Genomic DNA, 26189 nt, shown 5'->3' with positions numbered 1-26189 from the left:
TGTATTCGTGACATTCACGCTTGTTTTACTTTTAATCGATAAGCATGTAGCAAAGGTTCGGTGTAACCATTGGCTTGAATGACGCCTTTAAAAATCAAGTCATGAGCCGCTTTAAATGCCTGACTGATGCCTTGTTCGGACAACAATGGACGATAATCGGGTGTTGACTGATTTTGATCATCCACAATCTTGGCCATGCGCTTCATAGAGGCTTCCACTTGCTGTGGTGAACAGATGCCATGCAATAACCAATTGGCTAAATGCTGACTGGATATGCGTAACGTGGCTCTGTCTTCCATCAGTCCAACATTGTTAATGTCCGGTACTTTAGAGCAGCCCACACCGTCTTCTACCCAACGCACAACGTAGCCCAATAAACCTTGAATGTTGTTATCCACTTCGCGCTCAATTACTTGCTCAGACAAGGTCAAGTTGTCGGGAATTAAAGGCACTGTCAGCAAATCTTTAAGACTGGCAGGCGTGCGCTGCTTCACTCTTTCCTGACGCGCAAACACATCTATTTGGTGATAATGCAAAGCATGCAAAGTCGCCGCGGTAGGTGATGGCACCCAAGCCGTATTCGCACCGGATTTAGGGTGGGCTAACTTAGCTCCCATCATGGCTGCCATTTCATCTGGCATGGCCCACATGCCCTTACCGATTTGCGCTCGACCGGATAAACCACAAGCCAAACCAATTTCCACGTTGCGGTTCTCATAAGCTTGTATCCAAGCCTGAGTTTTGATTTGTTCCTTTGGTAGGAAAGCCCCCTCTTGCATGCTGGTATGAATCTCGTCACCGGTTCTGTCCAAGAAACCAGTATTGATAAACACCACTCTTTCTTTGGCAGCACGAATGCATGCTTTGAGATTCAAGCTAGTGCGACGCTCTTCGTCCATAATGCCGATTTTCAGCGTGTTTCTGGCTAAGCCCAGCATGTCTTCAACACGAGAAAATAATTCACAACTGAATGCCACTTCTTCTGGGCCGTGCATTTTCGGTTTTACAATGTAAATACTGCCGGTACGACTGTTACGTAAGCCTTCGGATTTCTTCAAATCCAAAGCCGCTATCAAGGAAGTGACTACTGCATCGACAATGCCTTCTGGTACAAAATTGCCCAAGCCATCTTGCATCAAGTCACATTCCATTAAATGGCCTACATTACGAACTAAGAGCAATGAACGGCCATGCAATGGATAAGCTTGGCCATCCAGATCCGTAAAGTGTTTATCTGGATTCATACGGCGGGTGTGAATTTCGCCGTCTTTTTTGAAGCTGGCTTCTAACGTGCCTTGCATTAAACCAAGCCAATTCCGGTACACCTCTATTTTGTCTTCCGTATCCACCGCAGCGACGGAGTCTTCGCAGTCAATGATGGTACTCAACGCCGATTCAATAAGAATGTCATTAATATTGGCTTTATCTTTCGCGCCATTTACACCATTTCGGTCAAACTGGATTTCCACATGCAAACCATTGTTGCGCAATAAAATGGCTTCAGGTTCACTGCGCTGACCATTTACTGCCACCAGCTGACAAGCTTGTTTCAAGCCAGATTGACTGCCATCGTCAAAGAATGCCAACAAATGATGGTAATAAACAACATAACTGGACACATCTTGGTGAGAGCCATTTTCTAATGGAAAAACCTCGTCCAAAAATGCTTTGGCCTTGGCGATGACCGCCTCTCCTCGAGCTGGGTTATAGCCTTTATCTGTCTCTAGGCCATGGCTTTTGGCAATCACATCTGTGCCATAAAAGGCATCGTATAAACTGCCCCAACGCGCATTGGCAGCGTTCAAAGCAAAACGTGCATTTTTAACCGGCACAACCAATTGCGGCCCTGCTAGCTTGGCAATTTCATCGTCTACATTTGTGGTCGTGATGGTGAAATCCTCACCCTCTTCTACCAAGTAGCCAATGTCTCGCAGAAACGCCTCATACTCATTGACGTCCATTGGTTGGCCTTTGCGCGCCAGATGCCAGTCATCAATTTGTTGTTGTAAGCTGTCACGTTTTGCCAAAAGTTGGCGGTTAATGGGCGATAGGTCATCAATCAATTGCGAAAAATCTTGCCAGAATTGATTGGCGTCCATCTGGTGCAATGGCAATACTTCTTCGTTGATGAAGCGACTAAAGTCGGGCTGTATCACACTATTATTTTTGGGTTGCGGCATAGTCATGTTGGTTACCTTTATTCTTATCTTCATCAAACCACATTCAATCAATGTGCTTTCACAAATGCCTGATCACTTGCTTGATTTATAGTCTATGCCGGACTAATCTAAAATTTCACAATAAGAATTACACAGTGTAAATTTTACAAAAATGAAAAATAAAAATAGCTTAAATCGCAAAGCCCATTTTCTTGGCACAAAAATCCGCAACCTTAGAAAACGTAACCGTTTGACGATGGAAGACTTGTCATCCCGTTGCATCAAACTCGACCCAGAATCCGCACCATCGGTTTCGTATTTGTCCATGATAGAAAGAGGCAAACGAGTCCCCAGTGAAGAGGTTTTAAAAGTCATTGCGGAGGTTTTCCAAAAAACCGTTAGTTGGTTTTTGGACGATATTCCGGAAGAGGAAGCCATCACCCCATCAAAAGGTTCTGGTGGTGGTATTAACGGCATGGCGCTAGAACCTAACTTTCTGTTTTCCAATGAAATTTTGCAAATTGCTATACCGGAAATGCTGTCTCAAACCGGCACCAGTGGACGCCAATTTGCCCATCTGCTGATTCGGGCACACCAAGAGCATCACCAGAATCACTTCCCTGACCTAGAAAGAGCTGCAGAAGAAGTCGGCTTAAAACGCTTGCCACTGAGCATTGATGAATTAATTGCCATCACAAAACAAATGGGCATGCAGATAAAATGGTTTCGCAAAACCCCATTATCTGTATTAGAAAACATGGGCATTGATGAAAACCATGTCGTTACTTCTTTTTTTGATCCGCCGAGTACCATCTACATCAATCACATCATGAAAAAGCAGACTCAACGTCTGAAATACAATTTGGCAGTACACATAGGTCATGCGGTTTTGCACGATAAAGACGGTGTCAAAAATGTCCTAGTAACAGGTCGCAATGAAATTACCCCAATCCAAGACAGAAACTTGAAATCACATAGCGCTGGTATGGACGCGCAAGATATTTTATTAGCCTGGCGTGACTTCGAGTGCAGCTTCTTTGCTGGAGCATTGTTGTGTCCTAAAGTTCCCTTTAGGCAGTTGCTCGATCGTAATGGCTATGAAATCAATACAGCCAAACTCGCTGGTGTCTCTGAATCCGTTGCCATGCGTCGCATGACAGCCACTTCACCCTACCCACACTGGCATTATTTTGATGCCTACGCACCTGGAAAACTTAAGGCTGTCTATCGCGGCAATGGCATACCTTTGCCTTGGGGCAATATGAGCTTGGTTGAAGATCCTTGTCAACATTGGGCGGTATTTCGCATGATAAATGAGAATTTCACCGGCACTTCAGCACAAATTTCCATATTAAATGTGGGTGATGAAGCGCGCATATACGCTTGTGAATCTATCAAGGTGGAAGACTTATCGGGCAAAAGTCATGTGCTTTGTTCAGGCATTGATTTAAACCCAGCCATCATAGCACAAGGCAAAGACGCGCTGAGTATTGCCAATGATTTAAAAGACGCTTGTGTAGGTCGCGACGGCTCCGCGCCCATTCCGCGCAGTATCAAAAAGGATTTGATGAGTGTGGCACGCATCCTCAACATTAACTGGGTTGAACGCGGCATAGAAAGTGACGCCAGAGTAATTTGCTCACGAGGTTCAGTGTGCCCAAGATCACCCAGCTGTTACCGCCAATGTGGTCAGTAAGTGAGCAAATATTCGAATCATTTTGATTAATAGGTAAATTTGGCCTTTAAAAAGAGAATGGCTACAGTGAATCAGTCATAAAAATCCATTTTGACAGTTCAGAAGAGAGAAATAGAAAGTCAGCAAAGCAGAGAAAATTTACCTTTTCTCTGCTTTCAGCTCTATCGAAACAACTCAACTCGTATTAGAATTGCACCAAATTTCCCCTATCCCTTAGTTAAGGATCTTTCATGACTATGTCGACCAGTCAGTCAACTAATGTCGTAGTTGTAAGTAACTCTTCTGATAACCCCTTTGCCATTGATATTGCCTACGCCATGGGCCAATTTGATGACATAGCAGACCTAATCAGTATGAAGCAGTTCATGAATTCAGAATTCTGCCCCCGCTTCATTTCAGACGAACAAGACTTCGAAAACATAGGCCAAAAACTGAATGGCAAATCTGTCGTCATTGTCAGTACCAACAGCCATATTAAGAGTCGTCAAGAACTGGCCATGGCCAACATGATCATTGCCAGAGCAGCCAAAGAGAATGGCGCGGAGCGCGTTATTTTGGTAGAGCCAGACTTGTTTTACAGTGCACAAGATCGGGGACCAAGCAAAGACTTAGGGGAAACCAGTTTCGAGCGCGATATTTACGATATCAAAAAATTCGACGGTCAACCCTTCACCGCCAAGCTGTATGCTCAGCTATTGAAGCTTTCCGGCGTTGATACGGTCATGACGATTCATAACCACTCCGAATCGGTGCAGAAAATCTTCAGCCAAGTCTTCCAAGGCGACTTCCACAACCTCATCCCCTACGAAATCTACGCTCACTACCTACTCAACTCAGACATTTTGCATTACGGCCCTAAAGGTGAAGGCTTAGTCTTGTGTGCACCAGACAAAGGTGCACGCGACTTCGTTAAAGAAATGTTTAACCGCCTCGGTTTGAGCAAAGCCAAATTCATCATGTTGGACAAAGAACGTACGGCAGAGCGTAAAGTCGAAATCACCCTTCACAAAGAAAGTGAACACACATTTGATGGCCTAGACGGTGCCAGCATCATCTTGTTTGACGACATGGTTCGTACTGGGTCAACCGTGGTGAAATCTTGTCAATTTTTGCGTCAAATTAATCCACAACGTATGGTCTTTGCCGTATCTCACTTCTACGCCAGTGACGAAGGCCGCGAGCGCATGTCACATCCTGCGCTGGGTGAGATTCTCACTCTCAATACCTTACCAACCATTCTAAACCGCGATGAGCAAGGTCGTTTACGTAAAAAGATGGTGGTGTTGAAAGTAGAAAAATGGCTCGCGCAAGAGTTGTGTCACATTTTGGGATTACCAGATCATCAAGAGCCAAATCCTTACAAGATCGACATGTCTTCAAAGAACCCTCGTTTTAAGCGCAAAATCTGGTTCAGTGAAGAGCTGCAAGAACTTCAAACAAAATAATGACAGCCAATAAAAAGGCCGCAATCGCGGCCTTTTTTGATGATAGTTTTTCCAATTAACCTCGAAAAGTCAGTAATAAAATGTCTCTCATTTTTCTTTCTATTGCCAATCCGGCTTGGTCAAAATCTGCCTTTTCTACTTTGTATAAAAGTGGCTGAATGCCTCGTAGCTTTTTGATTGCTTGCGGGTCATCAGCCAACAACACAGCCACATAGGAAAAAGCATCATAATAAGCAAACGCCTGCTCCTTTAATGCATTTAAATAAGAATCAACACTTTCTTCTCCGAATACTTGCTTTATACCCGTGATGGCACCAAATACCGCAGCGCCCTCACACAAATTACTCGGACTCTCTGCTGTTTCCATTGGCCAAAGGCCTTTAACCATTTCCTGTATTAGATCTGCTAATAAAATTACCTGATTGGAAAAACTGTGTACAGGAATCAGAATTTTGTATTGGTATGGAGTAGATTGATCGAGAATAGCAGCAGGTTTGGCGATATCTTGCCCTATTTCAAAGCCATCAAATTGGGCCTGCGGTGCCGCTTCACCAAACAAAAATTCAACAGCAGGTAACCATGCTGCGCGAAGTTTTTCTAACTGTTTACGCTGTGTATCTGACACGAACTTATCCTATCTGGAGAGACAACAAAGCAGATAAATCCACTTTACAAGTATTCATAATAGGCGCCACTTTACCATATGGCGCTCAACGAAGCAGATAAAATTCCCAAACTTTTGACTATCAATGTGCTAAATCATAATCCCCAAAAACAATAGGAACTGAAAACCTCCCTCTAATTCAACTCTCTAATTCGACTCTCTAATTCTACTTAGGTGACCTTTAAAACGGTAAAGGATATGATGCTAAGTAATATCAAGCCGTGCAGATAAAAATATAGCAAATAACCTATTATTGAATTATTTTCAAAAATGTATTAACCCATGTTTGTTGTAAGGTCTTTTATATCCGTTATAGTTTTTATCGCTTACTATAATTAAAAAAGGCGAATATCATGAAAAATAAGAACTTAAAATCAATTTTCGTTCCTTTGCTAGCGGCCTTCACGCTTGGTGTAACGGCAACAAGCGCGGTGGCAAATGACTTTCCTAGCAAACCGATCAACTACATCATTCCATTTAATGCTGGTGGTGAATCAGATCTGTCTGCTCGCTTTCAGCAATCCGTATTTGAAAAATACGCTGGAGTCCAAACGGTCATTCAATACATGCCAGGTGCCGGTGGTGCAGTAGCTTGGTCACAATTAAACGGCATGGAGGGTGATGGTTACACCATCATGGGAATCAACATCCCTCACAGTATTATGCAACCTATCGTTAAAGATTCGGGCTACACCACGGACGAGCTGACTCCTCTTTACTATTTCCACTACACCCCTAATGCGATCTTTGTACCAGCCAACAGTCAGTTTAAAGACTTAGGTCAACTGATTGACTTCGGTAAGAAAAACCCAGGCATGGTTACGTTTGCTGGTTCTGGTTCAAATTCTGCAAACCACATTGGTCAAGCAACCTTTGATAAGTTGACTGGTATCACCTCGACTTACGTACCATTCAGCGGTATCGGACCTGCGATGACGTCGTTAATGGGTGGTCAGGTCGCAGCCGGTTTTGCTTATGCAACATCGGGGGCAAGTGCTGGCGACAAATTACGCATGCTTGCAGTGTCTTCTGAAAATCGACTATCCGCATTTCCTGACGTTCCTACTTTCAAAGAGTTAGGTATTGATCTAGTTGGTGGTGCATACCGTGGTGTTGCTGTACCTAAGTCCACTCCTGAAGACGTTCGCCAAAAACTCTCTGATATCGTTGGTAAAATCAACAAAGACCCAGAGTTTGTCAAGAAAATGGAAGACAATGGCTTCGTACTAACCGATATCTCCTACCAAAATATGGATGCATTTATCGAGGCAAATAAAGCTGAGTACCAAGGCGTCGCGCAACTTTTGGGCTTAATCAAGTAACGAATAGGTAATTTAAATGGAACTAGTAAGCTATTTAATTGAAGCCCTTACGCCACTTAACCTTTTGTTAGCATTAGTGGGCGTAATTGCCGGTACCATTATAGGTGCCATGCCTGGGCTTTCTGCAACAATGGCTGTTGCTGTCTTAGTGCCATTTACCTATGTGATGGGGCCAGCTTCTGGCCTCATCGTACTAGGGGCCATATACACTGGGGCAATCTATGGTGGCGCTTTCGCGGCCATATTGGTAAATACTCCCGGCACACCCTCTGCTATTGCGACTACCTTTGATGGTTATCCTCTGGCAAAACAAGGTAAAGGGGCTTTAGCCATCTCCTTGGCAACCTTAGCTTCTGTTGGCGGTGGTTTAGTCGGTGGTTTAGCTTTGTTATTCCTTGCTCCCCCTCTTGCCGAAGTCGCATTGGCATTTGGCCCATCTGAATATTTCTGGATGGCCGTATTTGGCCTTACATTGATTTCCGCATTATCCGTTGGCAACACGCTAAAAGGCTTAATAGGCGCTTGTATCGGCTTATTGCTTTCTGCCGTTGGCGTTGCCGTTGTTGGCGGTGATGTACGCTTTACTTTTGATCAAGTTTCCTTACTTGGCGGCATTGATCTTACCTCTGCCATCATTGGTTTATACTGTATCCCAGTCATCATTGATTTGGTGGCTACCAAAGCGCCACACTTAAAATTTGAATCCATCAAGGGCCAATCTTCATTAGCGGAAGCCTTTGGGCTGATTTTAAAACGTAAATTTAATCTGTTACGCAGTTCTGTCATTGGTACTGTGGTGGGTATTCTACCTGGCGCAGGTGGTTCCATTGCGGGTTTGGTGGCGTACACCGAGGCGCGTCGTAGTTCAAAAGAGTCTGAAACATTTGGTAAGGGTGCTCCAGAAGGCATAGTGGCAACGGAATCTGCCAATAACGCCACGGTTGGCGGTGGCTTCATCCCTACTTTGGTTTTGGGTATTCCAGGAACACCACCAGACGCCATTATTTTGGGTGCATTGCTGGTACAAGGTATCAAAACAGGGCCTTCTTTGTTTACCGATCAAGGCAGCATTGTTTATACCTTTATTTATGGCTTAATCATTGCCACCTTACTCATGCTCCCCGTGGGATTGATCTTAGGTAAATACGCCTATAAATCCATCTCTAAAACCCCAAAAGAGCTTTTGGTTCCTTGTGTGGCCTTCCTGACCGTGATAGGTAGTTATGCCATCCACAGCAACCCACATGATACTTTCGTAATGTTTGTATTGGGTATTGTCGCATGGTTCTTAGCGAAACTTGGCTTCAGCGCTTCGCCAATCGTATTGGGTTTGGTGTTAGGTAAAATCGCCGAACAAGGCTTTGTACAAACCTACTTAATTGGCTCTGCTCAAGGTCGCACATTAGAAATGTTCTTTGGTCGTCCTATCTCGATCGGCATCATTATCTGTTGTGTTATTGCCTTGTTGTTCCCAATTTTAGCAGCACGAAAACAGCAAAAACGCGAAGTCATTGAAGAACCAAGCAATAAACCCAGTGTTCTTATCTTTATACTGGCATTGGTTGCCGCGGGTGTGGTGTTATTCAATGATACGAAAAACATGTCCATTTTAGGCGCTGTTTTCCCATCCTACATTGCTGGTGCTATGATTTTCTTATCCATAGTATTATTTGTAAAACTGGCAATTAAGAAGGACGGATTTAATCAAAATGCTAGGCTTCTGCCGAATAAAAGACAAGCAGGCGTTTCCTTGGTCATTTTATTGTGGACAATTTCCATGGCAAAATTAGGTTTTGGCGTAGCAGCTACAATCGCTTTTATTACCATCATGTTCATATCCACTTTTGAAAAGCAAAGGCCCATACGCATTATATTAAATATAATAATCTCCATACTCATTGTTTTATTATTCTATTTTGTTATGAAAGAAATATTATTATTAAGATTACCTAGCGGGTTGCTTTTCTAATATAAATTAAGAAATAAAACTTTTCTTACAGCATTAAGAGTGACTTGTTTACCAGAAAGATCGTGTATTATCACCCCCGATAAAGCTGTCTTTTAAATAATCTAAAAAACAAGTCACTCTCGCTGATATATTTAATTTTTCCATATATACCGCATATATATCTGCATTGGGTGTTTCGTATTCTTCTAATGCTATTTCTAACTTTCCTTGTCGTATGTATTTTGCCAAATCCCACTCAGCTCTCATGACCACACCATGACCATCCAAAGCCCATCGCAAAGCGATTTCACCATCATTGGTAACCAGATTACCTTTCACCTTGATAACCTCCTCATTATCATCTGAATTAAATCGCCATGCAGTGGCAACTTGTTGACTTTGTTTGATAACAATACAGTTGTGTTCCAATAAATCCGATGGAAAATCAGGTTTACCGCGTTTTTCAAAATAGCTAGGAGAGGCGCAAATAAGACGACGATTAGGGGCAATTTTTCGAGCGAATGCACGTGAATCAGGCACAGTTCCAAAACGTATGCAGACATCAATCGACTCATCAGGAAGGCTGATAGGCCTATCAGTCAACATCAACTGCACTTCAATGTCAGGGTATTCATTAATAAATTCAGACACTATGGGAGCGATATAATTTCGTCCAAAACCCAAAGGTGCATTGACTCTTAATAACCCCTTTGGGGAATCACGCCTTTTCGAAACAACAGATTCCATTTCATCAATTTGACTAACAATGTTTTTAACATATTTTAAATATATCTCACCTTCGTTCGTTAAACTTAATCGTCGGGTGGTTCTATTGATTAAACGCACTCCCAAACGCGACTCTAAATTTGAAAGACGCTTTGTAACAGCCGAAGGCGTTAAATTTAATTCACGTGCTGTGGAAGATAAACTCCCATTACGAGATAAGGTAATGAAAAAAGTAAATTCTGATAAGGTATCCACTTATTCCTCCGGGGAAAGACTGAATTTCCTTATATTCTAACCTTCCTGATTAATAAATACTAAAATTAATCCATCATTTTTGTAAGAAAGAAGTTAATAAGGAGGCTTTGATGAGTCACGAAAACTCAGTTGAGTATATGTCTGACATCATGACAAAGTTTACAAGTTATATTGGTAAACGTCTTCCACGCGATGTTAAAAACAAGCAAGCCGAACTGCGTAAAAAAGAAAAAAATCCCATGGCCATCGAAATCTATGACACCATGGCAGAGAACCAAGAAGCAGCGGACAAACTAGATCGCCCAAGTTGTCAGGACACAGGAGTCATCCAGTACTTTATTAAAGTAGGAGCTAAGTTTCCTTTACTGGGTGAACTGGAAGATATTTTACGCAATGCCACTCTGGAAGCCACACGTAAAGGCCCACTTCGTCACAATGCCGTGGAAACATTTGACGAAAAAAATACCGGTACCAATGCTGGTTCCAAGATCCCTTGGTTAGATTGGGACATAGTGCCCGGTGAAGACACGGCGACAATTGAAGTCTATATGGCCGGTGGTGGTTGCACTTTACCAGGTTCAGCCAAAGTACTGATGCCAGGTGAAGGTTACGAAGGCGTTGCCGACTTTGTATTTGACGTCATTACATCACGCGGCATTAATGCTTGCCCTCCTCTACTGGTGGGTGTGGGTGTCTCCACTTCAGTGGAAACGGCGGCACGTCTTTCAAAAAAAGCCATTTTAAGACCGGTAGATACGCGTAATCCGAATGCCAAAGCAGCACTTATGGAAGACCTTTTAGAGAGCGGTCTAAATGAAGTAGGAATCGGCCCACAGGGCTTAACAGGTGATAACACAGTAATGGGCGTTAATATTGAGTCCTCCGCTCGTCACCCTTCCACTATTGGGGTAGCGGTATCGACTGGTTGTTGGGCACACCGTCGTGGCACCATCAAATTTAATCCAGATTTAAGCTATGAAGTATTGTCTCATGATGGAGTCACCCTATGAGTAAGAAGATTCTAACCACCCCAATTTCTGACGAAGCCTTAGCTGAGCTGAATGTTGGCGACATTGTGTATCTAACGGGTCATCTTGTCACTTGTCGTGATGTTGCTCATCGCCGTTTGATTGAGCTAAAACAAAAATTACCCGTTGATATTAAAAACGGTGCCATTTTTCACGCAGGCCCCATCGTCCGAGAAAAAGAAGACGGTTCTTATGAAATGGTTTCCATTGGTCCTACAACGAGTATGCGTATGGAAAAATTTGAGCGCCAATTTATCGCCGAAACCGGTGTCAAACTTATCATAGGTAAAGGTGGCATGGGCGAAGAAACGGCCAAAGGCTGTCTCGAAAACAAAGCGGTTCACGCCGTGTTTCCTGGTGGTTGTGCCGTCGTGGCAGCAACCAAAGTAGAAGAGATTGAACAAGCCGAATGGAAAGACTTGGGTATGCCTGAAACCCTTTGGGTTAGCCGCGTTCGTGAGTTTGGCCCCCTTATTATTTCCATCGATTCAAAAGGTCGTAATATCTTTGAAGAAAATAAGAAAACCTTTAACGAACGTAAAGGTGCCATTTTGCAGAAAATTCATGACCAAGTAAAATTCATCAAGTAACTTAACTCTTTTCACGCCATCTTACTTGATGGCGTATTTTTAAGATTCATCAGCGCTAACTGAATCTTTAACAAGCATACTTTGAAGCCATTCAATTTACCTGACACCAAGCTGTGTTAAAATCTTCCCCTGTTCCAGCCGCAAGAGCGGTGGCCAACAATCATCATTTACTATTTGGAGAAGACAACATGCGTCAATATACGCTGAAATTTGTACTGGCTATGATGGCCACTTTACCTGCTCTTGCTTTCGCCCATCCAGGGCACGAACATACGAACAGTTTTTTGTCTGGTTTTTCTCATCCATTAGGCGGTCTTGATCACTTACTCGCTATGGTTGCCGTTGGTATCTGGGCGGTAAGCCTAGGTGGCCGAGCGGTTTGGACGGTGCCTGCCGCCTTCGTTGTCACTATGTTAATTGGTGGTGGCTTGGCTGTCGCTGGCGTCCACATTCCATTTATCGAACAAGGCATTCTATTATCCGTTGCATTCATGGGTATTATGCTATTGGCCAGCGTAAGATTGTCTATAACAAGCTGCGCAGCCATTGTAGCTGCTTTTGCAATATTTCATGGCGCTGCACACGGTTTGGAAATGCCGCTAAATGCTAACGGCGTTCAATATGCAACTGGCTTTGCCATCGCTACTGCAATGTTACATGCTACGGGCATAGCATTTGGTGCTGTCGTTGCAAGTATCCAAGCGCCTGTTATCAACCGAATTGCAGGCAGCTTGATTACTCTAGCAGGTGCTTTCCTCGCCTTTGCTTAATTCTGTTTCATGAGGTTCATAACCTAGCAAACGGCGATTACCTTCTATTCGGTAATCGCCGTTTTTCATTTACTAAATACATTAATTAACAAAAAGATGGGTTATTAAAGAAAGGAATTAATAATATGCTGTGAGAAGGTTTGAATTGGAAAGGAAGTTGAATTGAAAGGCGCAATCCTCAAGCAACCAATCGCTCTAGGTATTGTCGTAATGACCTTCTGTTTGATTATACTGTTAGGCGGCTATTGGACTCAGACTTCTATTAATACTTTTCGTCACCAACAATCCTCCATATTAAATGGCTTATCTCGCTCACAAGCTTCCGCACTAGAGCGCCGTTTGGCTTCGGCATTCACCTCCGCGCAGATTTTGTCTTATGAAGTGGAGCTTCATAATGGTCAATACGCTTGGTTTGATTCTTACGCTAATCGCTTAATGCAATCTATTGGAGGTATTGAAAATATCCAACTTGCACCACAAGGCATTATCACCAAAATCTTCCCCCTACATGGTAATGAAAAAGCCATTGGTCTGGATATCATAAACAGTGCTCCCTATCACGAAGCCACACAAGATTCTATTGTCAGTAAAAAAATGACTGCTATTGGACCAGTCCCTTTAGTTCAAGGAGGTGTTGCTGTCATCAGTCGCGCGCCCATTTATCTCAACCGAGATACACCCAAAGAGAGCTTTTGGGGCTTTGCTTCTACTCTAGTGTATCTAGACAATTTGCTGAAAGTGACACAACTCAAAGAACTTGCACAAGATGGTTATCAATATGAATTATGGCGCCCTCACAATGATAAAAAAGAACGCATTACCTTATCTTCTTCTCAACAAGCATTAGAAGGCCTTCGCTCCTCCAGCAAAATAGTATTGCCTGTAGGAACTTGGACATTAACCATCAGCCGCAATATTGGCGATGAACTAAGCGCCATTCGAACTAATGGCTATCTGATCACGGGATTAGTCGGCCTCCTCTTGTCTAGCGCATTATATGCCCTATTAATACAACCTTTGAGGCTCGCTAAGCAAGTCCGAGAGAAAACCATTGCACTTCAAGACATGGCTTATCGTGATCCTTTAACAAGCTTACCCAATCGCCGACATTTGCATGATAACTTACCTAATATCCTTTACAAAAATCAATTACTTAGCCGCATATCAGCCTTTATCTACTTTGATCTGGATAACTTTAAACGCATCAATGATACCGTAGGCCATGACATTGGCGACCAAGTATTAGTCATTATCGCCAACCGCCTAAACACCTTAAGAGGAATTTCTGATCAGGTAGTCCGCCTTGGTGGAGATGAATTTGGTATTTTATTGGGAGACGTACAAAGCAAAAAAACGGTACGAGAGTTTGCTGACAAAATTCTGCGCACGGTACACTCCCCCATTAAACTCAATCACAGGGAATTTACCTTAAGCACAAGCTTAGGTGTCGCTATGATTCCAGAACACGGTTATGATCTGGTCACTATTATGCAAAATGCCGATATGGCTCTATATCACGCTAAACAACTGGGTAAAAACCAATACGCTTTTTATACTGAAAGCATGAAAGTCAATACCCACAACACAATCAAAGCAGAAGACGACTTATCTAATGCTATGAAAAATAAAGAGTTTGTATTATTTTATCAACCACAATTTGATCTTGATACGAATCAGATAATAGGTGCAGAAGCCCTTATTCGCTGGCAACACCCTGAGAAGGGACTTATTTTTCCTAACGATTTTGTTCCTCTTGCAGAACACACGGGTGAGATAGTTGAAATGGGCTATTGGGTAATTGAAACCGCTATCCAATATCTTGCAAGACGTAAACAAACCAACCAGCCAAACATTACCATGCACATCAATCTGGCGTCACAACAACTGGCTGATCCTAAGTTTGTTGAACACGTAAAATACTGGCTCAATAAATATCAAGTGGAAGCCAAGTTATTGGGATTTGAAATAACAGAAACAGACATTTTAAAAGACATTGAATTGGCCAAAAGTTTACTGCAAGATCTCAAAAACATGGGCGTTTATATTGCTATAGATGATTTTGGCACAGGCTACTCTTCCCTCGCTCAATTAAAAAACCTACCAGCTGACTTAGTCAAAATTGATAAAAACTTTGTTCGCGAGCTTTTGGACAATGAAGATGACCGCAACATAGTAGAAGCCATCATTGCCATGGCGCACAAACTGAATTTGAACGTCTTAGCAGAAGGCATAGAAACACAACAACAATGGCGAATGTTAGCAGAATTCCAATGCGATTATGGGCAAGGGTTTTATGTTAGTAAAGCGGTGTCAGAAGCTGAATTTAATCGCGCTCCGAATTTGATTCACCATTAATTTTCTCTTTCAGCCCCCCTTACTGTCCAACATAAAAAAGGCTCAAATAGCGAAATATTTGAGCCTTCCATTTAGGGTAATCAACAATTAGGATGCCAAACAGATGGCGCTTCCATGGTTGTGAACTTCCACCAACTCTTTATGTAAACTGCAAATGGCTTTTTCGTAATCTTCTTCATCAATGACAAACTGCATATCCACCTGGCGCATAGATTGGTGCATCGCCAATACGTTTACCTCTTGCTCAGCAATGGCTTTTACTGCTTTCGCCAGCATCCCCGTGGTTTTCATATCACTACCAATCGCCGAGACGATGGCCACTTTGCGTTGCGTGATTTCTGCATCTTCAAATCGTTCGCTCAATACCTTCATGACACGTTTCAAGGTCTTTAGGTTAATGGCCAAGTAATGAGTAATGGTGTTGGCATTAATGTCTTTGGCAATAATGTGTGCATTAAACTGATTCAAGACTTTTAAAATCTCGCCATCAAACTGATCAATCTCACCTGCCATGTCTTGGTCAAATAATTCAACAGCAAACACACCGCGACAACCCGCAATGATCTCAACACAAGGTGCATCGCTAACATAATCACCTGTGATCAAGGTACCAGTATGCTCAGGCTCAAAGGTGTTCTTAACGCGCAGTGAAATACCACTTTGACGTAAACCTTTCGCCGCTTTAGGATGAATGGCTTCCATCCCCAAGTTCGCTAACTGATCTGCCACATCATAGTTAGTTCGACCAATCGGCACAGCATTGGCTTCACCAACCAGACGTGGGTCGGCACTACTCAAGTGAAATTCTTTATGAATAACCGCTTCATGAGCTTTAGTGAGTACAGCAATACGACTGAAAGTCATTTCACTATAGCCACGATCAAAGGTCGACATCAAGCCTGTCTCACTGTGCGCATAGCCTGTCGCAATGGGCAGCTCTTTGTTCAAATCAATGTCTTTAAAAGCATCCACAATCCTTTCATCCAAAGACATGTGAGAAGAAGTGTTCCACCCCGTCAAGTCAACAAACACAGCATTAACACCGTCTCGCTGCAATAAATGAGCAGTATTCCACGCACTGTGCGCTTCACCGATACTGGCCAGCATTTCTCGCACGGTTGCCAAATGCTCACTAATGGAAAAGTGACCGTGCTGACAAAGACGATGTAAGTCTTCCAAACACTCTTGTGCATCCTGTAAACGGCTACCCAAGAAAGCATCGGCTTTATCGCGTAATTCGCCAGCTTCAAACAACTCATGATTGATTGCCATCATGGCGTGACGTACTTCTTGCAATGCCGGGAACCAATGATTTTGCTTGCGCTCTTTGGCAAACAAAGCATACACACCTGCGTCACCCGTTTTCTTATGCTCCAGGAGCTTATCCGTCATACCGCCATAAGCGGACACCACAAAAATTCGGTTGTACAAACTGTTTGTTTGCACTGGTTTAAAAATAATATTATCTCGAACCGAACAGTAGTCACTCATGGACGTACCACCGATCTTCTCAACTGTATGTTGTCCCATTACCAATCCAATATTATGTTGGGGTCACCCCCAAAAGTAACAACGTAAAAAATTGCCGCTATAGTGTCACAAGGCTGTAAAAATTTTAAGCACTTTTTACCATCATTTTTGCGGTTTGTTCACTTTTTCAATCCACCAAGAGTACTTATTATCTGCAACCAAAAGTACTTAGTATTTGCAACCAAGAACGTCTAAGTTTTTGACTGATTTTATCCGTGATTTTGGAATTGAACTCGCAGATGAATCGCAATACTTTACAATATATCAAAGAAACAAAGCGGCTGCCCTAAAACAGAGATTAAAGGTGATCTTTTTTTGAGCAAAAAAATAAAAACGCACCACATCATTACTTTCCCTTGTTCAGAGGCGTATGGAAATTCTCTAAAAGCTCTAAAAAAATAGATTTTTATAACGATTCACTCATCAAAAAAATGCACAAAAAAGAGTCGAAAAATAGACATCATGACAAAAAAGACGCTTTTTCTATTGCATCTAGTCGTTAAAATTCGGAGAATCCGCCCCCTAATCGAAGATGAGAAAAATTGATCACTCGACTTGTATCAATGAATCTCGTTTTGCCTTGCTCCATTGAGGTCAAGACATCAACACTCTTCCTTCGATAAGCGAAATAGGTTTTAACAAAATAGAGATAACTATGAATAATAAAACATCAATCCAAGGCTCTTGGGCTAGCCGTTGGATTTTCATTCTGGCAGCAACAGGCTCAGCGGTGGGTCTAGGTAATATCTGGAAATTCCCTTACATCACAGGTGAGAATGGTGGCGGTGCATTTGTATTAGTTTACCTAGCCTGCATTCTGTTAGTGGGTATCCCAATCATGATGGCAGAAGTTTTCATCGGTCGTCGTGCACGTAAAAATCCAATTAACGCACTAACCGACGTGGCTGCCGAATCAGCCGGCTCTAAATCTTGGAGCATCATTGGTATGATGGGCATGTTGTCTGGCGTCTTGATTTTTTCTTTCTATTCTGTTGTTGGCGGCTGGGTGCTGCATTACATCAAAATCATGCTAACAGGCGAAATGCTTGACATTACCTCAGATCAAGCAGGCGCAGCATTTGGTCGTTTGCTTGAAGACCCTGCAACATTACTATTATGGCACACCCTGTTTAGCATCATGACAGTGGCCGTAGTGGCGGCAGGTGTCAACAAAGGTATTGAAACAGTAACTCGCATTATGATGCCTGCTCTATTTGTTTTATTGCTTATCCTTTTAGGTTACGCGACAACAACGGGTAGCTTCGGTGACGGCTGGAACTTCATGTTCCACTTTGACTTCAGTGCGTTAACATGGAACTCTGCTCTGATCGCTCTAGGCCATTCATTCTTTACCCTATCCTTAGGCATGGGAACCATCATGGCATACGGTTCTTATATGACAAAACAAGCGTCTATTGGTAAAACCGTATTGACCATAGGAGCTTTGGATACTTTGGTCGCATTAATTGCTGGTCTTGCGATCTTTCCAATCATCTTCTCAAATAACATGGATCCAGGTTCGGGCCCAGGCCTAATGTTCATTTCCTTGCCAGTTGCTTTCGGTCAAATGCCATTTGGTCAGTTGTTCGGTACTTTATTCTTTGTGCTGGTGGGTGTTGCTGCCTGGACATCCGCTATCTCACTACTAGAACCCACTGTGGCTTTCTTGGTAGAGAAGTTCAAATTGAGCCGACTGACCGCGTCTATCAGTTTAGGTATCCTGGTTTGGGCATTGGGTATTGCGTGCCTAGGTTCATTCAACTTCATGTCTGAAGTGACCTTCTTCGGTAAAAACACGTTCGACTTCTTAGATTACATCACAGCTAACATCATGCTACCGCTTGGTGGTATTTTGATTTCACTGTTTGCTGGTTGGGTAGTAAAAGATAAGTTCGCTCAAGAAGAACTGCAATTATCAACAGGCATTTACAAGCTATGGAACATCTCAATGAAGTTTACAGCCCCTGTCGCCGTTGCCGTTGTTCTCTATTTCTTGATCAATCCACTGAGTTAATCAACCAGATACCTGGTAAAAAATGCCGCTTATCTTTCTTGATAGCGGCATTTTATACTTGATTGTTGATATTCATATTGAGCGCAACGCGTAGCTTTCACTGGCATTTTGTATGGACTGTTTAAAGTCTGCCGCCGTTTTAGACTGGGACAGTTTAGTCCAAATCATTTCATGAAAGTAAAAAGCCACTGTATTGATAGCGGGTTCCACCACGGCAACCAAACCACCCACTAGAAAACTTCCAGTAATCAGGTATGCCACAGTAAAGGCGATCGAAAAATGCATCACAGCAAATGTAATAGTTTTAGTCATAACAATTCCTCCCATTTGATTTAATTTTTATATTAGAAGGAAAAATAAAATTCTTAAAATTTATTAATTAAATTACTTTGATAGTTTTTATTGTATCTTAGATAAACAAGTTTGCACTCCATCCCAAACCTCAGAAACCACTTTCACCCATTCTACTGGTTTGCTATCTTGCGTTGCCAGCCAAAATCCAGCCCCCAACGCCACGGTATGTCGCCGCCAAGCAGCCATTTCCATTATCAACTCTTCAGCACGGCTTGATGAATCGTTTTCACAAAAAGCCAGTATGGTGTTTGCTTCTAGGTTCTCCACCAATGATGACCACTCAACAGTATTAGCACACGACATCACCACTTGACATCGCACACCTTTATCCAGAAATATGGCTGCAGCCAAATACCCCCAAAGCAGCTTTTGGTTACTTAAACCAAGTATCAAAACACTCTTCTGTGCCTTATTTTGCTGCCCCTTCAAACTGCTAACTCGATCCAATAAACAAGCAGTCAAAACCGCTTCAACAAAAGATAAGGATGCGCCTCTATTCATTCTTTCCAAAGCAGGCAATAGCCAATCGCGAATAGCGATCTCCGCTGGATATTGAGAAAAAACTTGCCGATATAATTGTTCTATCTTGGTTGCATTCATCCTTTGCGCCGCCTGAATAAGCTGAATTCTGAACGCTTGCCATTCGCTGTCCGATGAGAGAGTTGAGGGAATAGAATCTTGTTCATTACTTTGATCCAACAAAGCTCGCACCTTACTAACCGCTACCCCCTGTTGAATCCATTTCAGAATCGCTTCAACTCTTAGTATGTGGCTGTGGTCGTAAAGACGATGGCCTTTCGTTGTCCGTTTCGGTTTCAACAAGCCATAGCGGCGCTCCCAAGCGCGCAAGGTCACTGAATTCACCCCAGTTTGTTGAGATAACTCTCGAATAGGAAATAAACCGCTTGCCGATGCCTCTGCTAACTTATTGTCCTGCAGTTTCTTTTCGGAAGGTTTTCCATCTGCTTCATTCATTTCACTGTCCACGGGTCTCATACTCATTGTTTCAGTTGGGAAGACCGCTCATAACGAGCAAACTTCCCATACTGGTCTAAACTTAAAACACCAACAAAAACTATACAATTTCTTTTTTGTATAAGTTTATTGATTTTCCTATACAAAAAACTATATTGTATAAGAAAATATTTTGCAGAGGCAAAAATTCATGGATACATCAGCCACTCAACAACCAGAACTTAAGCAATATGATGTCGCCATTATCGGCGCTGGTTTAGCAGGCAGCTTGTGCGCCGAACAATTGACCAGAGCGGGTTTATCTGTTTGCGTGTTAGACAAGAGTAGAGGATCAGGTGGGCGAGCAGGCAGTAAACGCATTAATGATACAGATAGCTGTGAATTGGGAACGCCCTTTATTCTCGCCAGCCAAGCTTCTACACAAAGACTATTTGAGCAATTAAGTAAACAAAATCTAGCAAGCCCTTGGCAGCAAGCCAGCTCAAAAGAAGCAATCGCCTACGTTGGTACCCCTAAAATGAGTAGCATTACGCGTCATTGGTTACACCATGCTCATCTCATTACCAACACCAAGGTACATCAGCTGGATAGAATCAATAAAAATGGTGAACGGTACTGGGTACTTCGCAATGATAAATACCAAAGTTGTGTATTAGCACCTAATCTCATTATCGCCACACCGGCACATCAGGCAGCCATGTTACTTGCCACCAATGCTGACCTAGCAGTGTTGTTATTGCGTGCTAATCAGGCTTGTAAAGACTATTTTTCTCAGTGGTCCATATGGTTGGAAACGCAAGCAAGTGATTTAAAGGCATTAGTAGAGCCCAAAAAATCTTTTATTCAACGTATGGTCAAAGACAACCATAAGCCTGCTCGTAACGGTCAGCATAATGATCGTTGGGTCATTCAAACTTCAGCCGATTGGACGGCTGAACACCTTGATCAAGATAAGGAGTGGATTGCTCAACAAATTTGTAAAGAATTTGCGGAACATACAGAACAGAGAATTTTGCAGCGCGGTGAACCGCATCGCTGGTTCTTCAGCCGTTATGCGGAAAATCGCGGCAATAAAACCTTCGCCTGGTCGCCAGAAAATCAAGTTGGTCTTGCCGGCGATTGGCTTTGTCAAGGAGACGCTGAAGGCGCATTGATAAGCGCCCTAACTTTAACGGATTGGATCATTGAAAGCTCAAAAGGCCAGAACAGCAAGCTTTAAGGAGAGTTAATATGTCTCATTCAGTTACTCATTCAACCCAAGATCACAAAATACCAGTTGGCATCAGTGCTTGCTTACTGGGCGACAATGTACGCTTTAATGGTGGTCACAGTCGCTCCTATTACTGCGACCAAGTGTTGGGAGACTATTTTGACTACCAAACCTTCTGTCCAGAAGTGGCGGCTGGATTTGGCACTCCACGTCCAACCGTTCGTTTAGAAGGCGATCCAAATCATCCAACCATGACCTTCACCAAAGACATGAGTGAGGATCTAACCGATCGTTTTGTAAAAGGCAGCGCCGATTATCTTGATAAATTGTCTCATTTAGACGGTTACATAGTGATGAAAAATTCTCCTAGCTGTGGCATGGAGCGTATCAAGGTATACCAAGCAAATGGCCACCCTCACATGCAGCGCAGTGCTGGCTTGTTTACCAAGGCCTTAATGGAAAAATACCCATTATTACCGATTGAGGAAGATGGTCGTTTGAATGACGCTCATTTGCGAGAAAACTTCTTGCTGCGCGTATTTACGCATCATGACTTTCGACACAGTGTGCCTGAAGAACCCAGCATGCATGATTTGATTGCCTTTCACAGTCGTTATAAATACATGGTGATGGCGCACTCTCAACCCGTTTATCGCGAATTAGGTCGATTATTATCAGGCAATGATCCAAGGCCAATCCAGGAACTAAAAGAGATGTATTTTACCAGGCTCATGACTTGCCTTTCTAAACCCGCAAAACGTAAAAACCATTGCAATGTTTTAATGCACCTAGTGGGCTATTTAAAACACAGTGTGGATGTATCCGTACGAAAAGACATTCTTGATGTTGTAGAGCAATATCGTCGTGGCGAAGTGAATTTAGCAACACCGATTGCCTTATTACACCACTATCTAAAACATCACGGCAGCGAATACATTAGAAAACAAAGCTATTTAACACCTTACCCAAGCCCATTGGGCATTCGTAATACAGTATAACTCTGCCTAATGAGCACAAGAGGAACGCAAAGTAGTATGAAGATCCAACATCTTGTTTGGCTAAGAAACGATCTGAGAATGTTGGATAACCCAGCACTTTTCAATGCATCCTTACAAGGAAATGTGGCTGTGTTATTCACAATCACCCAAGCACAATGGCAAAAACACAATGAGTCAGCGGCTAAAACTGGCTTACGCCTTGGTTTGATGGACAATCTTTGCAAAGATTTGGCGCAGTTAGGGATTCCGGTTCACTATATTGTCGCGGACTACTTCACCGAACTGATTGATAAAATTTACACTCTATGTGAGCAACTTAGTATACAACACTTATGGTATAACCAAGAGCTTGCCCTCGATGAAGCCAACCGTGATAAAACGGTGCAACAAGAGCTGCTTGAACTCAGTATCACTTGCCATCCACAAGCTGCCGATTTAATTGTGTCGCAGGCGGTGCTGAGCCAACAAAACACCTCCTTTAAAGTCTTTACGCCCTTCTTTAAACGCTGGCTGAGTCTGTTGTCTCAACAAGACCCAACCCCTCTTCCGGCTCCTGCACAACAGGGCAATGCGTTATCGGTCCAGCCTATACCAAAGCTTGATAAGTACAGCTTTCGAGATGACCTATGGCCTGCGGACCTAACCATTGCTCAACAAAAACTCTGGCAATTCTGTCGTCACAAAGAACGGCATTATGATAGTGACCGTGACTTTCCAGCCTTACCTGCTACCAGCACATTGTCACCTTATCTCGCCCTAGGTGCACTCGGGCCAAGACAATGTCTGCAAGCCATACATGATACTTGTGCTCGTGAAAATAGAGCATGGCAAGACAGCACTTGGTTAAAAGAGCTAGCTTGGCGAGACTTTTACAGACAACTCATGCACCACTTTCCAAACCTCAATAAAGGCATGCCATTTAAACCAGAAACCAATGCCATTATTTGGCAAGATGATGTTCAATCGTATCAAGCTTGGTGTCAGGGCAATACTGGCTTCCCTATTGTGGATGCAGCAATGCGTCAACTCAATCAAACAGGATGGATGCACAATCGTTTACGTATGATAACCGCCAGCTTCTTCTGCAAATTACTCTTTGCGGATTGGCATAAAGGTGAAGCCTATTTTATGCGTCAGCTTATTGATGGAGAGTTTGCTGCCAATAATGGCGGCTGGCAATGGAGCGCCTCTACAGGTTGTGACGCTGCCCCCTATTTCCGCGTCTTTAATCCAACAAGACAGTCAGAGAACTATGATAAAAATGGCGATTTTATTCGTCGCTTTGTACCAGAACTGGCCAAGCTAGACAGCAAGTCCATCCACAATCCGAACTCACAACAAAGAAAAGACTGTCATTATCCAGAGCCAATCCTTGACTATAAACCCGCTCGATTAGCGGCTATTGCAGCCTTTGATAACTTAAAAGAACTCGCATAGCGCTTGCTCAGACAGTATTAACCAAGAGAACCTATAACAGTTCGGCCATACTCTTTCGATTTTTTCATCCAACTTCTATACTTTGAGCTGTAATAATTTTAAACTCGGCTTTCATAGACGCAATGAAACCTCTATAATCCGCTTTTTTCTGGATCCGAAATTATTATGTCAACACCACAACACCTACATGATGTTCTCGTTCATCTAAGACGCATTATTCGCGCAACAGATTTACAATCTAAGCGTGTCGTTAAAGCCTGTGGATTGACGATACCTCAAATCATGGTTTTGCGCTCAATTGAGGAGCTAGGTGATGTAACAGTGCGTCGTATTTCGGACAGCGTTTCTCTAAGCCAAGCCACAGTGACCACCATCTTAAATAGATTAGAAGACCGCAAATACGTGGAACGCGTTCGAGCCCAAAAGGATAAACGTATTGTTAATGCGCGCTTAACTAATCTCGGTAAAGAAGTATTGGAAACCACTCCACCTTTGTTACATGAAAAGTTCATTAATGAATTTGAAGCATTAGAAGGCTGGGAACAAACGCAAGTGCTGTCTTCTTTACAACGCATTGCCATGATGATGGATGCAGAATCTCTTGATGCCGCTCCTTTATTGGACATCAATGCACCGGATTTACAATAAACACATTGCCCACTAAGAAGCTTCAAATCTTAGTCATCTAAATTATTTTGAACCTTAATAAAAAATGGCCACCTTATATCAAGGTGGCCATTTTTCTCTCGGTCGCTATAAGGAAGTCCTTATTTTACAACCGACTATTTCAGGTTCAATACGTCTTGCATGTCATACATACCAGCATTTTTACCTTCTAACCAATGAGCGGCACGAACGGCGCCTTTAGCAAAGGTCATTCGACTGCTGGCTTTATGTACAATTTCAATGCGCTCGCCTTCTGTTGCGAACCACACACTGTGTTCACCGACAACATCTCCTGCACGTATGGTTTCAAAGCCAATTTCTTGCTGAGTACGAGGTCCAATTTGCCCTTCACGACCATACACAGCACATTCTTTTAAATCACGGCCCAATGCATCAGCAACCACTTCTCCCATACGTAAAGCTGTACCAGATGGAGAATCCACTTTATGACGATGATGCGCTTCAACGATTTCCACATCGTAATCATCACCTAAAATTTGCGCTGCGGTAGCAAGCAGTTTTAAGGTCAGGTTCACCCCCACACTCATGTTAGGCGCAAACACAACTGGCGACTGTTCTGCAAAACTTTCTAGGGTGGCTTTTTCATCATCCGTCAGACCCGTTGTCCCCACCACAATGGCTTTTTGATGTTGCGCACAGAAAGCGGCATTTTCCAAGGTTAATGCAGGCGTGGTGAAATCGATCAAGACATCAAAATCATTCACACAATCTGCCAAACTGGCAACAGCAGCTACACCTAATTTTCCAATACCAGCAATTTCACCCGCGTCCGCACCAATTAAGCTACTGCCTGGTTTTAATACAGCTGCGCCAAGTGACACGCCTTGCATATCAGACACAGCCATAACCAGATTTTTCCCCATGCGCCCAGACGCGCCAATTACTGCTACTCGCATTTACTCTACCCTCAAAATTCATTGCGCAAACCATAGCAAAAAAACCTGAAAAACTCAGCCTTTATAATGGCTAAAAAGCCTAAAAAAGGGAGCAAATGCTCCCTTTTTTAGGCTTTTTTTATTAGAAAATTTCATCCGGTGCTAGGTCGTCCAACATAGACTGATCAAACTCGATCACCCCATCAGAAGGAATATCGTCAATAGAATCACGCATCTGAGGGCGCACATCATTTTGTTTAATCACAATTTCTACACGACGATTGGTTGCTCGATTTGCCACACTGTCGTTCGGCACCAAAGGTCGAGTATCGGCAAAGCCCGTTACGGAGAAACGGTTCTGACTTAATTGCCCAGTAGAAAATAATTCTTCTGCAACAGAGATAGCACGTGCCGCCGAAAGCTGCCAATTGGAACGAAACTGTCGACTTTGAATCGGCAGGTTGTCTGTATGACCCTCAACTGAAATGGTCCCTTGAATGCCAACCAAAACATCACGTATCAAATCAATCACAGGAATAAAGTCGTAATTCAGTTCCGCTGACCCAGAATCAAACGACCCTTGATCTTTAATTCGTATGGTAATGGTCTCTTCTTTGGTCTCTATTTCAACCGTTCCTTTAGAAATTTCTTCACGTAACACAGAGGCAATCTGTTGCGCGTCCCCTTCGGTCTCTTGAATCTTCTTCTCACGCTCAATATCCGCTTTGGATTTATCAACAAAAGTTACAGGTGCTGGTTGACCAGAATCTTCCTGCTGATTTAGTTCAGCCGTTTCAGGTTTACACAAGACTTCTAAAGTATTTTCCGGCTTGGAATCAACTTTTTGCCTTACTTCATTAATAGGCGTAGGTTCCGGCTTCGCTGGGCTGAATTCCTGTGCAATGACCGAAGTCCCCATTGGAATAGCGTCGGCTCTAATCTCTCGTTGCACACCAAAAGCCATTCTTAATGAACCAGCGATTTGTTTGAACTTAATGACATCCATTTCTGAGAAAGAAAGCAACAGCACAAAGAAACACATTAACAACGCCATTAAGTCAGCAAAAGTGCCCATGTAGGCAGGAAGGCCTTCTTCGCATTCAGGACAATCTTGTTGTTCTTCATCACTCATGGTGGAATCCATTTACTAC

Annotated in this window: 21 protein-coding genes; 13 read left to right on the top strand and 8 right to left on the bottom strand. The window is 43.0% G+C overall.

The window, feature by feature from the left end; genetic code table 11:
* Positions 1-14 precede the first annotated feature (14 nt).
* The gene (locus tag ACXAH2_RS07865; protein ID WP_475077680.1) at positions 15-2186 is read right to left on the bottom strand and encodes a malate synthase G; all 2172 of its coding nucleotides are present in this window, start codon (positions 2184-2186) and stop codon (positions 15-17) included.
* Between the two features lie 145 nt (positions 2187-2331).
* Here ACXAH2_RS07865 and ACXAH2_RS07860 point away from each other — a divergent pair, with 145 nt between their 5' ends.
* Together ACXAH2_RS07860 and ACXAH2_RS07855 are read left to right on the top strand one after the other, a co-directional pair.
* Positions 2332-3855 carry a DUF3612 domain-containing protein gene (locus ACXAH2_RS07860; protein WP_475077679.1) on the top strand — a complete coding sequence of 508 codons (1524 nt, stop codon included), beginning with the start codon at positions 2332-2334 and terminating at the stop codon, positions 3853-3855.
* 230 nt (positions 3856-4085) lie between these two features.
* Positions 4086-5300 (top strand): ribose-phosphate diphosphokinase, encoded by a 1215-nt coding sequence (locus tag ACXAH2_RS07855; protein WP_475077678.1) that lies wholly within the window; start codon positions 4086-4088, stop codon positions 5298-5300.
* 55 nt (positions 5301-5355) lie between these two features.
* Here ACXAH2_RS07855 and ACXAH2_RS07850 read toward each other — a convergent pair whose 3' ends face one another.
* Positions 5356-5925 (bottom strand): hypothetical protein, encoded by a 570-nt coding sequence (locus ACXAH2_RS07850; protein WP_475077676.1) that lies wholly within the window; start codon positions 5923-5925, stop codon positions 5356-5358.
* A 392-nt stretch (positions 5926-6317) separates the two neighbouring features.
* On the opposite strand from ACXAH2_RS07850, the gene ACXAH2_RS07845 reads away from it, so the two are divergent.
* Positions 6318-7286, top strand: a complete 969-nt coding sequence (locus ACXAH2_RS07845; protein ID WP_475077675.1) for a tripartite tricarboxylate transporter substrate binding protein — start codon at positions 6318-6320, stop codon at positions 7284-7286.
* Between the two features lie 16 nt (positions 7287-7302).
* Positions 7303-9255 carry a tripartite tricarboxylate transporter permease gene (locus ACXAH2_RS07840; protein ID WP_475077674.1) on the top strand — a complete coding sequence of 651 codons (1953 nt, stop codon included), beginning with the start codon at positions 7303-7305 and terminating at the stop codon, positions 9253-9255.
* A gap of 48 nt (positions 9256-9303) precedes the next feature.
* Here ACXAH2_RS07840 and ACXAH2_RS07835 read toward each other — a convergent pair whose 3' ends face one another.
* On the bottom strand, positions 9304-10215 hold the full coding sequence (locus tag ACXAH2_RS07835) for a LysR family transcriptional regulator (protein WP_475077673.1): 912 nt from the start codon (positions 10213-10215) through the stop codon (positions 9304-9306).
* Positions 10216-10325: 110 nt separating this feature from the next.
* Here ACXAH2_RS07835 and ttdA point away from each other — a divergent pair, with 110 nt between their 5' ends.
* The 4 genes from ttdA to ACXAH2_RS07815 all read left to right on the top strand — a co-directional run bounded on the left by ttdA (position 10326) and on the right by ACXAH2_RS07815 (position 14958).
* The gene (ttdA, locus tag ACXAH2_RS07830) at positions 10326-11225 is read left to right on the top strand and encodes a L(+)-tartrate dehydratase subunit alpha (RefSeq protein WP_475077671.1); all 900 of its coding nucleotides are present in this window, start codon (positions 10326-10328) and stop codon (positions 11223-11225) included.
* Positions 11222-11833: a L(+)-tartrate dehydratase subunit beta gene (gene ttdB, locus ACXAH2_RS07825; RefSeq protein ID WP_475077670.1), complete on the top strand. Its 612-nt coding sequence runs from the start codon at positions 11222-11224 to the stop codon at positions 11831-11833. Before ttdA ends, ttdB begins: the two co-directional genes overlap by 4 nt.
* A gap of 188 nt (positions 11834-12021) precedes the next feature.
* A complete protein-coding gene (locus ACXAH2_RS07820) occupies positions 12022-12603 on the top strand; it encodes a HupE/UreJ family protein (RefSeq protein WP_475077669.1) in 582 nt (193 codons plus the stop codon).
* A gap of 162 nt (positions 12604-12765) precedes the next feature.
* The gene (locus ACXAH2_RS07815) at positions 12766-14958 is read left to right on the top strand and encodes a bifunctional diguanylate cyclase/phosphodiesterase (RefSeq protein ID WP_475077668.1); all 2193 of its coding nucleotides are present in this window, start codon (positions 12766-12768) and stop codon (positions 14956-14958) included.
* Positions 14959-15045: 87 nt separating this feature from the next.
* Here ACXAH2_RS07815 and ACXAH2_RS07810 read toward each other — a convergent pair whose 3' ends face one another.
* A complete protein-coding gene (locus tag ACXAH2_RS07810; protein WP_475077666.1) occupies positions 15046-16488 on the bottom strand; it encodes an aspartate kinase in 1443 nt (480 codons plus the stop codon).
* A gap of 655 nt (positions 16489-17143) precedes the next feature.
* Here ACXAH2_RS07810 and ACXAH2_RS07805 point away from each other — a divergent pair.
* Complete coding sequence (locus tag ACXAH2_RS07805; RefSeq protein ID WP_475077665.1) at positions 17144-18502, top strand: sodium-dependent transporter; 1359 nt, start codon at positions 17144-17146, stop codon at positions 18500-18502.
* Between the two features lie 72 nt (positions 18503-18574).
* Here the strand turns inward: ACXAH2_RS07805 and ACXAH2_RS07800 are convergent, their stop codons facing one another.
* Both ACXAH2_RS07800 and ACXAH2_RS07795 read right to left on the bottom strand, forming a co-directional pair.
* Positions 18575-18814, bottom strand: a complete 240-nt coding sequence (locus tag ACXAH2_RS07800) for a DUF2061 domain-containing protein (protein ID WP_475077663.1) — start codon at positions 18812-18814, stop codon at positions 18575-18577.
* Positions 18815-18901: 87 nt separating this feature from the next.
* Positions 18902-19831 (bottom strand): MerR family transcriptional regulator, encoded by a 930-nt coding sequence (locus ACXAH2_RS07795; RefSeq protein WP_475077661.1) that lies wholly within the window; start codon positions 19829-19831, stop codon positions 18902-18904.
* 190 nt (positions 19832-20021) lie between these two features.
* Here ACXAH2_RS07795 and ACXAH2_RS07790 point away from each other — a divergent pair, with 190 nt between their 5' ends.
* The 4 genes from ACXAH2_RS07790 (at position 20022) to ACXAH2_RS07775 (ending at position 24124) form a co-directional block, all read left to right on the top strand.
* Positions 20022-21050 carry an NAD(P)/FAD-dependent oxidoreductase gene (locus ACXAH2_RS07790; RefSeq protein WP_475077659.1) on the top strand — a complete coding sequence of 343 codons (1029 nt, stop codon included), beginning with the start codon at positions 20022-20024 and terminating at the stop codon, positions 21048-21050.
* 11 nt (positions 21051-21061) lie between these two features.
* A complete protein-coding gene (locus tag ACXAH2_RS07785; protein WP_475077657.1) occupies positions 21062-22039 on the top strand; it encodes a YbgA family protein in 978 nt (325 codons plus the stop codon).
* Positions 22040-22075: 36 nt separating this feature from the next.
* A complete protein-coding gene (gene phrB, locus ACXAH2_RS07780) occupies positions 22076-23476 on the top strand; it encodes a deoxyribodipyrimidine photo-lyase (RefSeq protein WP_475077655.1) in 1401 nt (466 codons plus the stop codon).
* A 165-nt stretch (positions 23477-23641) separates the two neighbouring features.
* Positions 23642-24124: a MarR family winged helix-turn-helix transcriptional regulator gene (locus ACXAH2_RS07775; protein ID WP_475077654.1), complete on the top strand. Its 483-nt coding sequence runs from the start codon at positions 23642-23644 to the stop codon at positions 24122-24124.
* A 134-nt stretch (positions 24125-24258) separates the two neighbouring features.
* Here the strand turns inward: ACXAH2_RS07775 and dapB are convergent, their stop codons facing one another.
* Together dapB and ACXAH2_RS07765 are read right to left on the bottom strand one after the other, a co-directional pair.
* Positions 24259-25059 carry a 4-hydroxy-tetrahydrodipicolinate reductase gene (gene dapB, locus ACXAH2_RS07770; RefSeq protein WP_475077653.1) on the bottom strand — a complete coding sequence of 267 codons (801 nt, stop codon included), beginning with the start codon at positions 25057-25059 and terminating at the stop codon, positions 24259-24261.
* Between the two features lie 121 nt (positions 25060-25180).
* Complete coding sequence (locus ACXAH2_RS07765; RefSeq protein WP_475077652.1) at positions 25181-26170, bottom strand: flagellar motor protein MotB; 990 nt, start codon at positions 26168-26170, stop codon at positions 25181-25183.
* Between the last annotated feature and the right edge of the window lie 19 nt (positions 26171-26189).

Source organism: Marinomonas sp. ABL3_031, from assembly GCF_056161265.1.
This window is presented reverse-complemented; position numbering and strand designations above follow the sequence as displayed.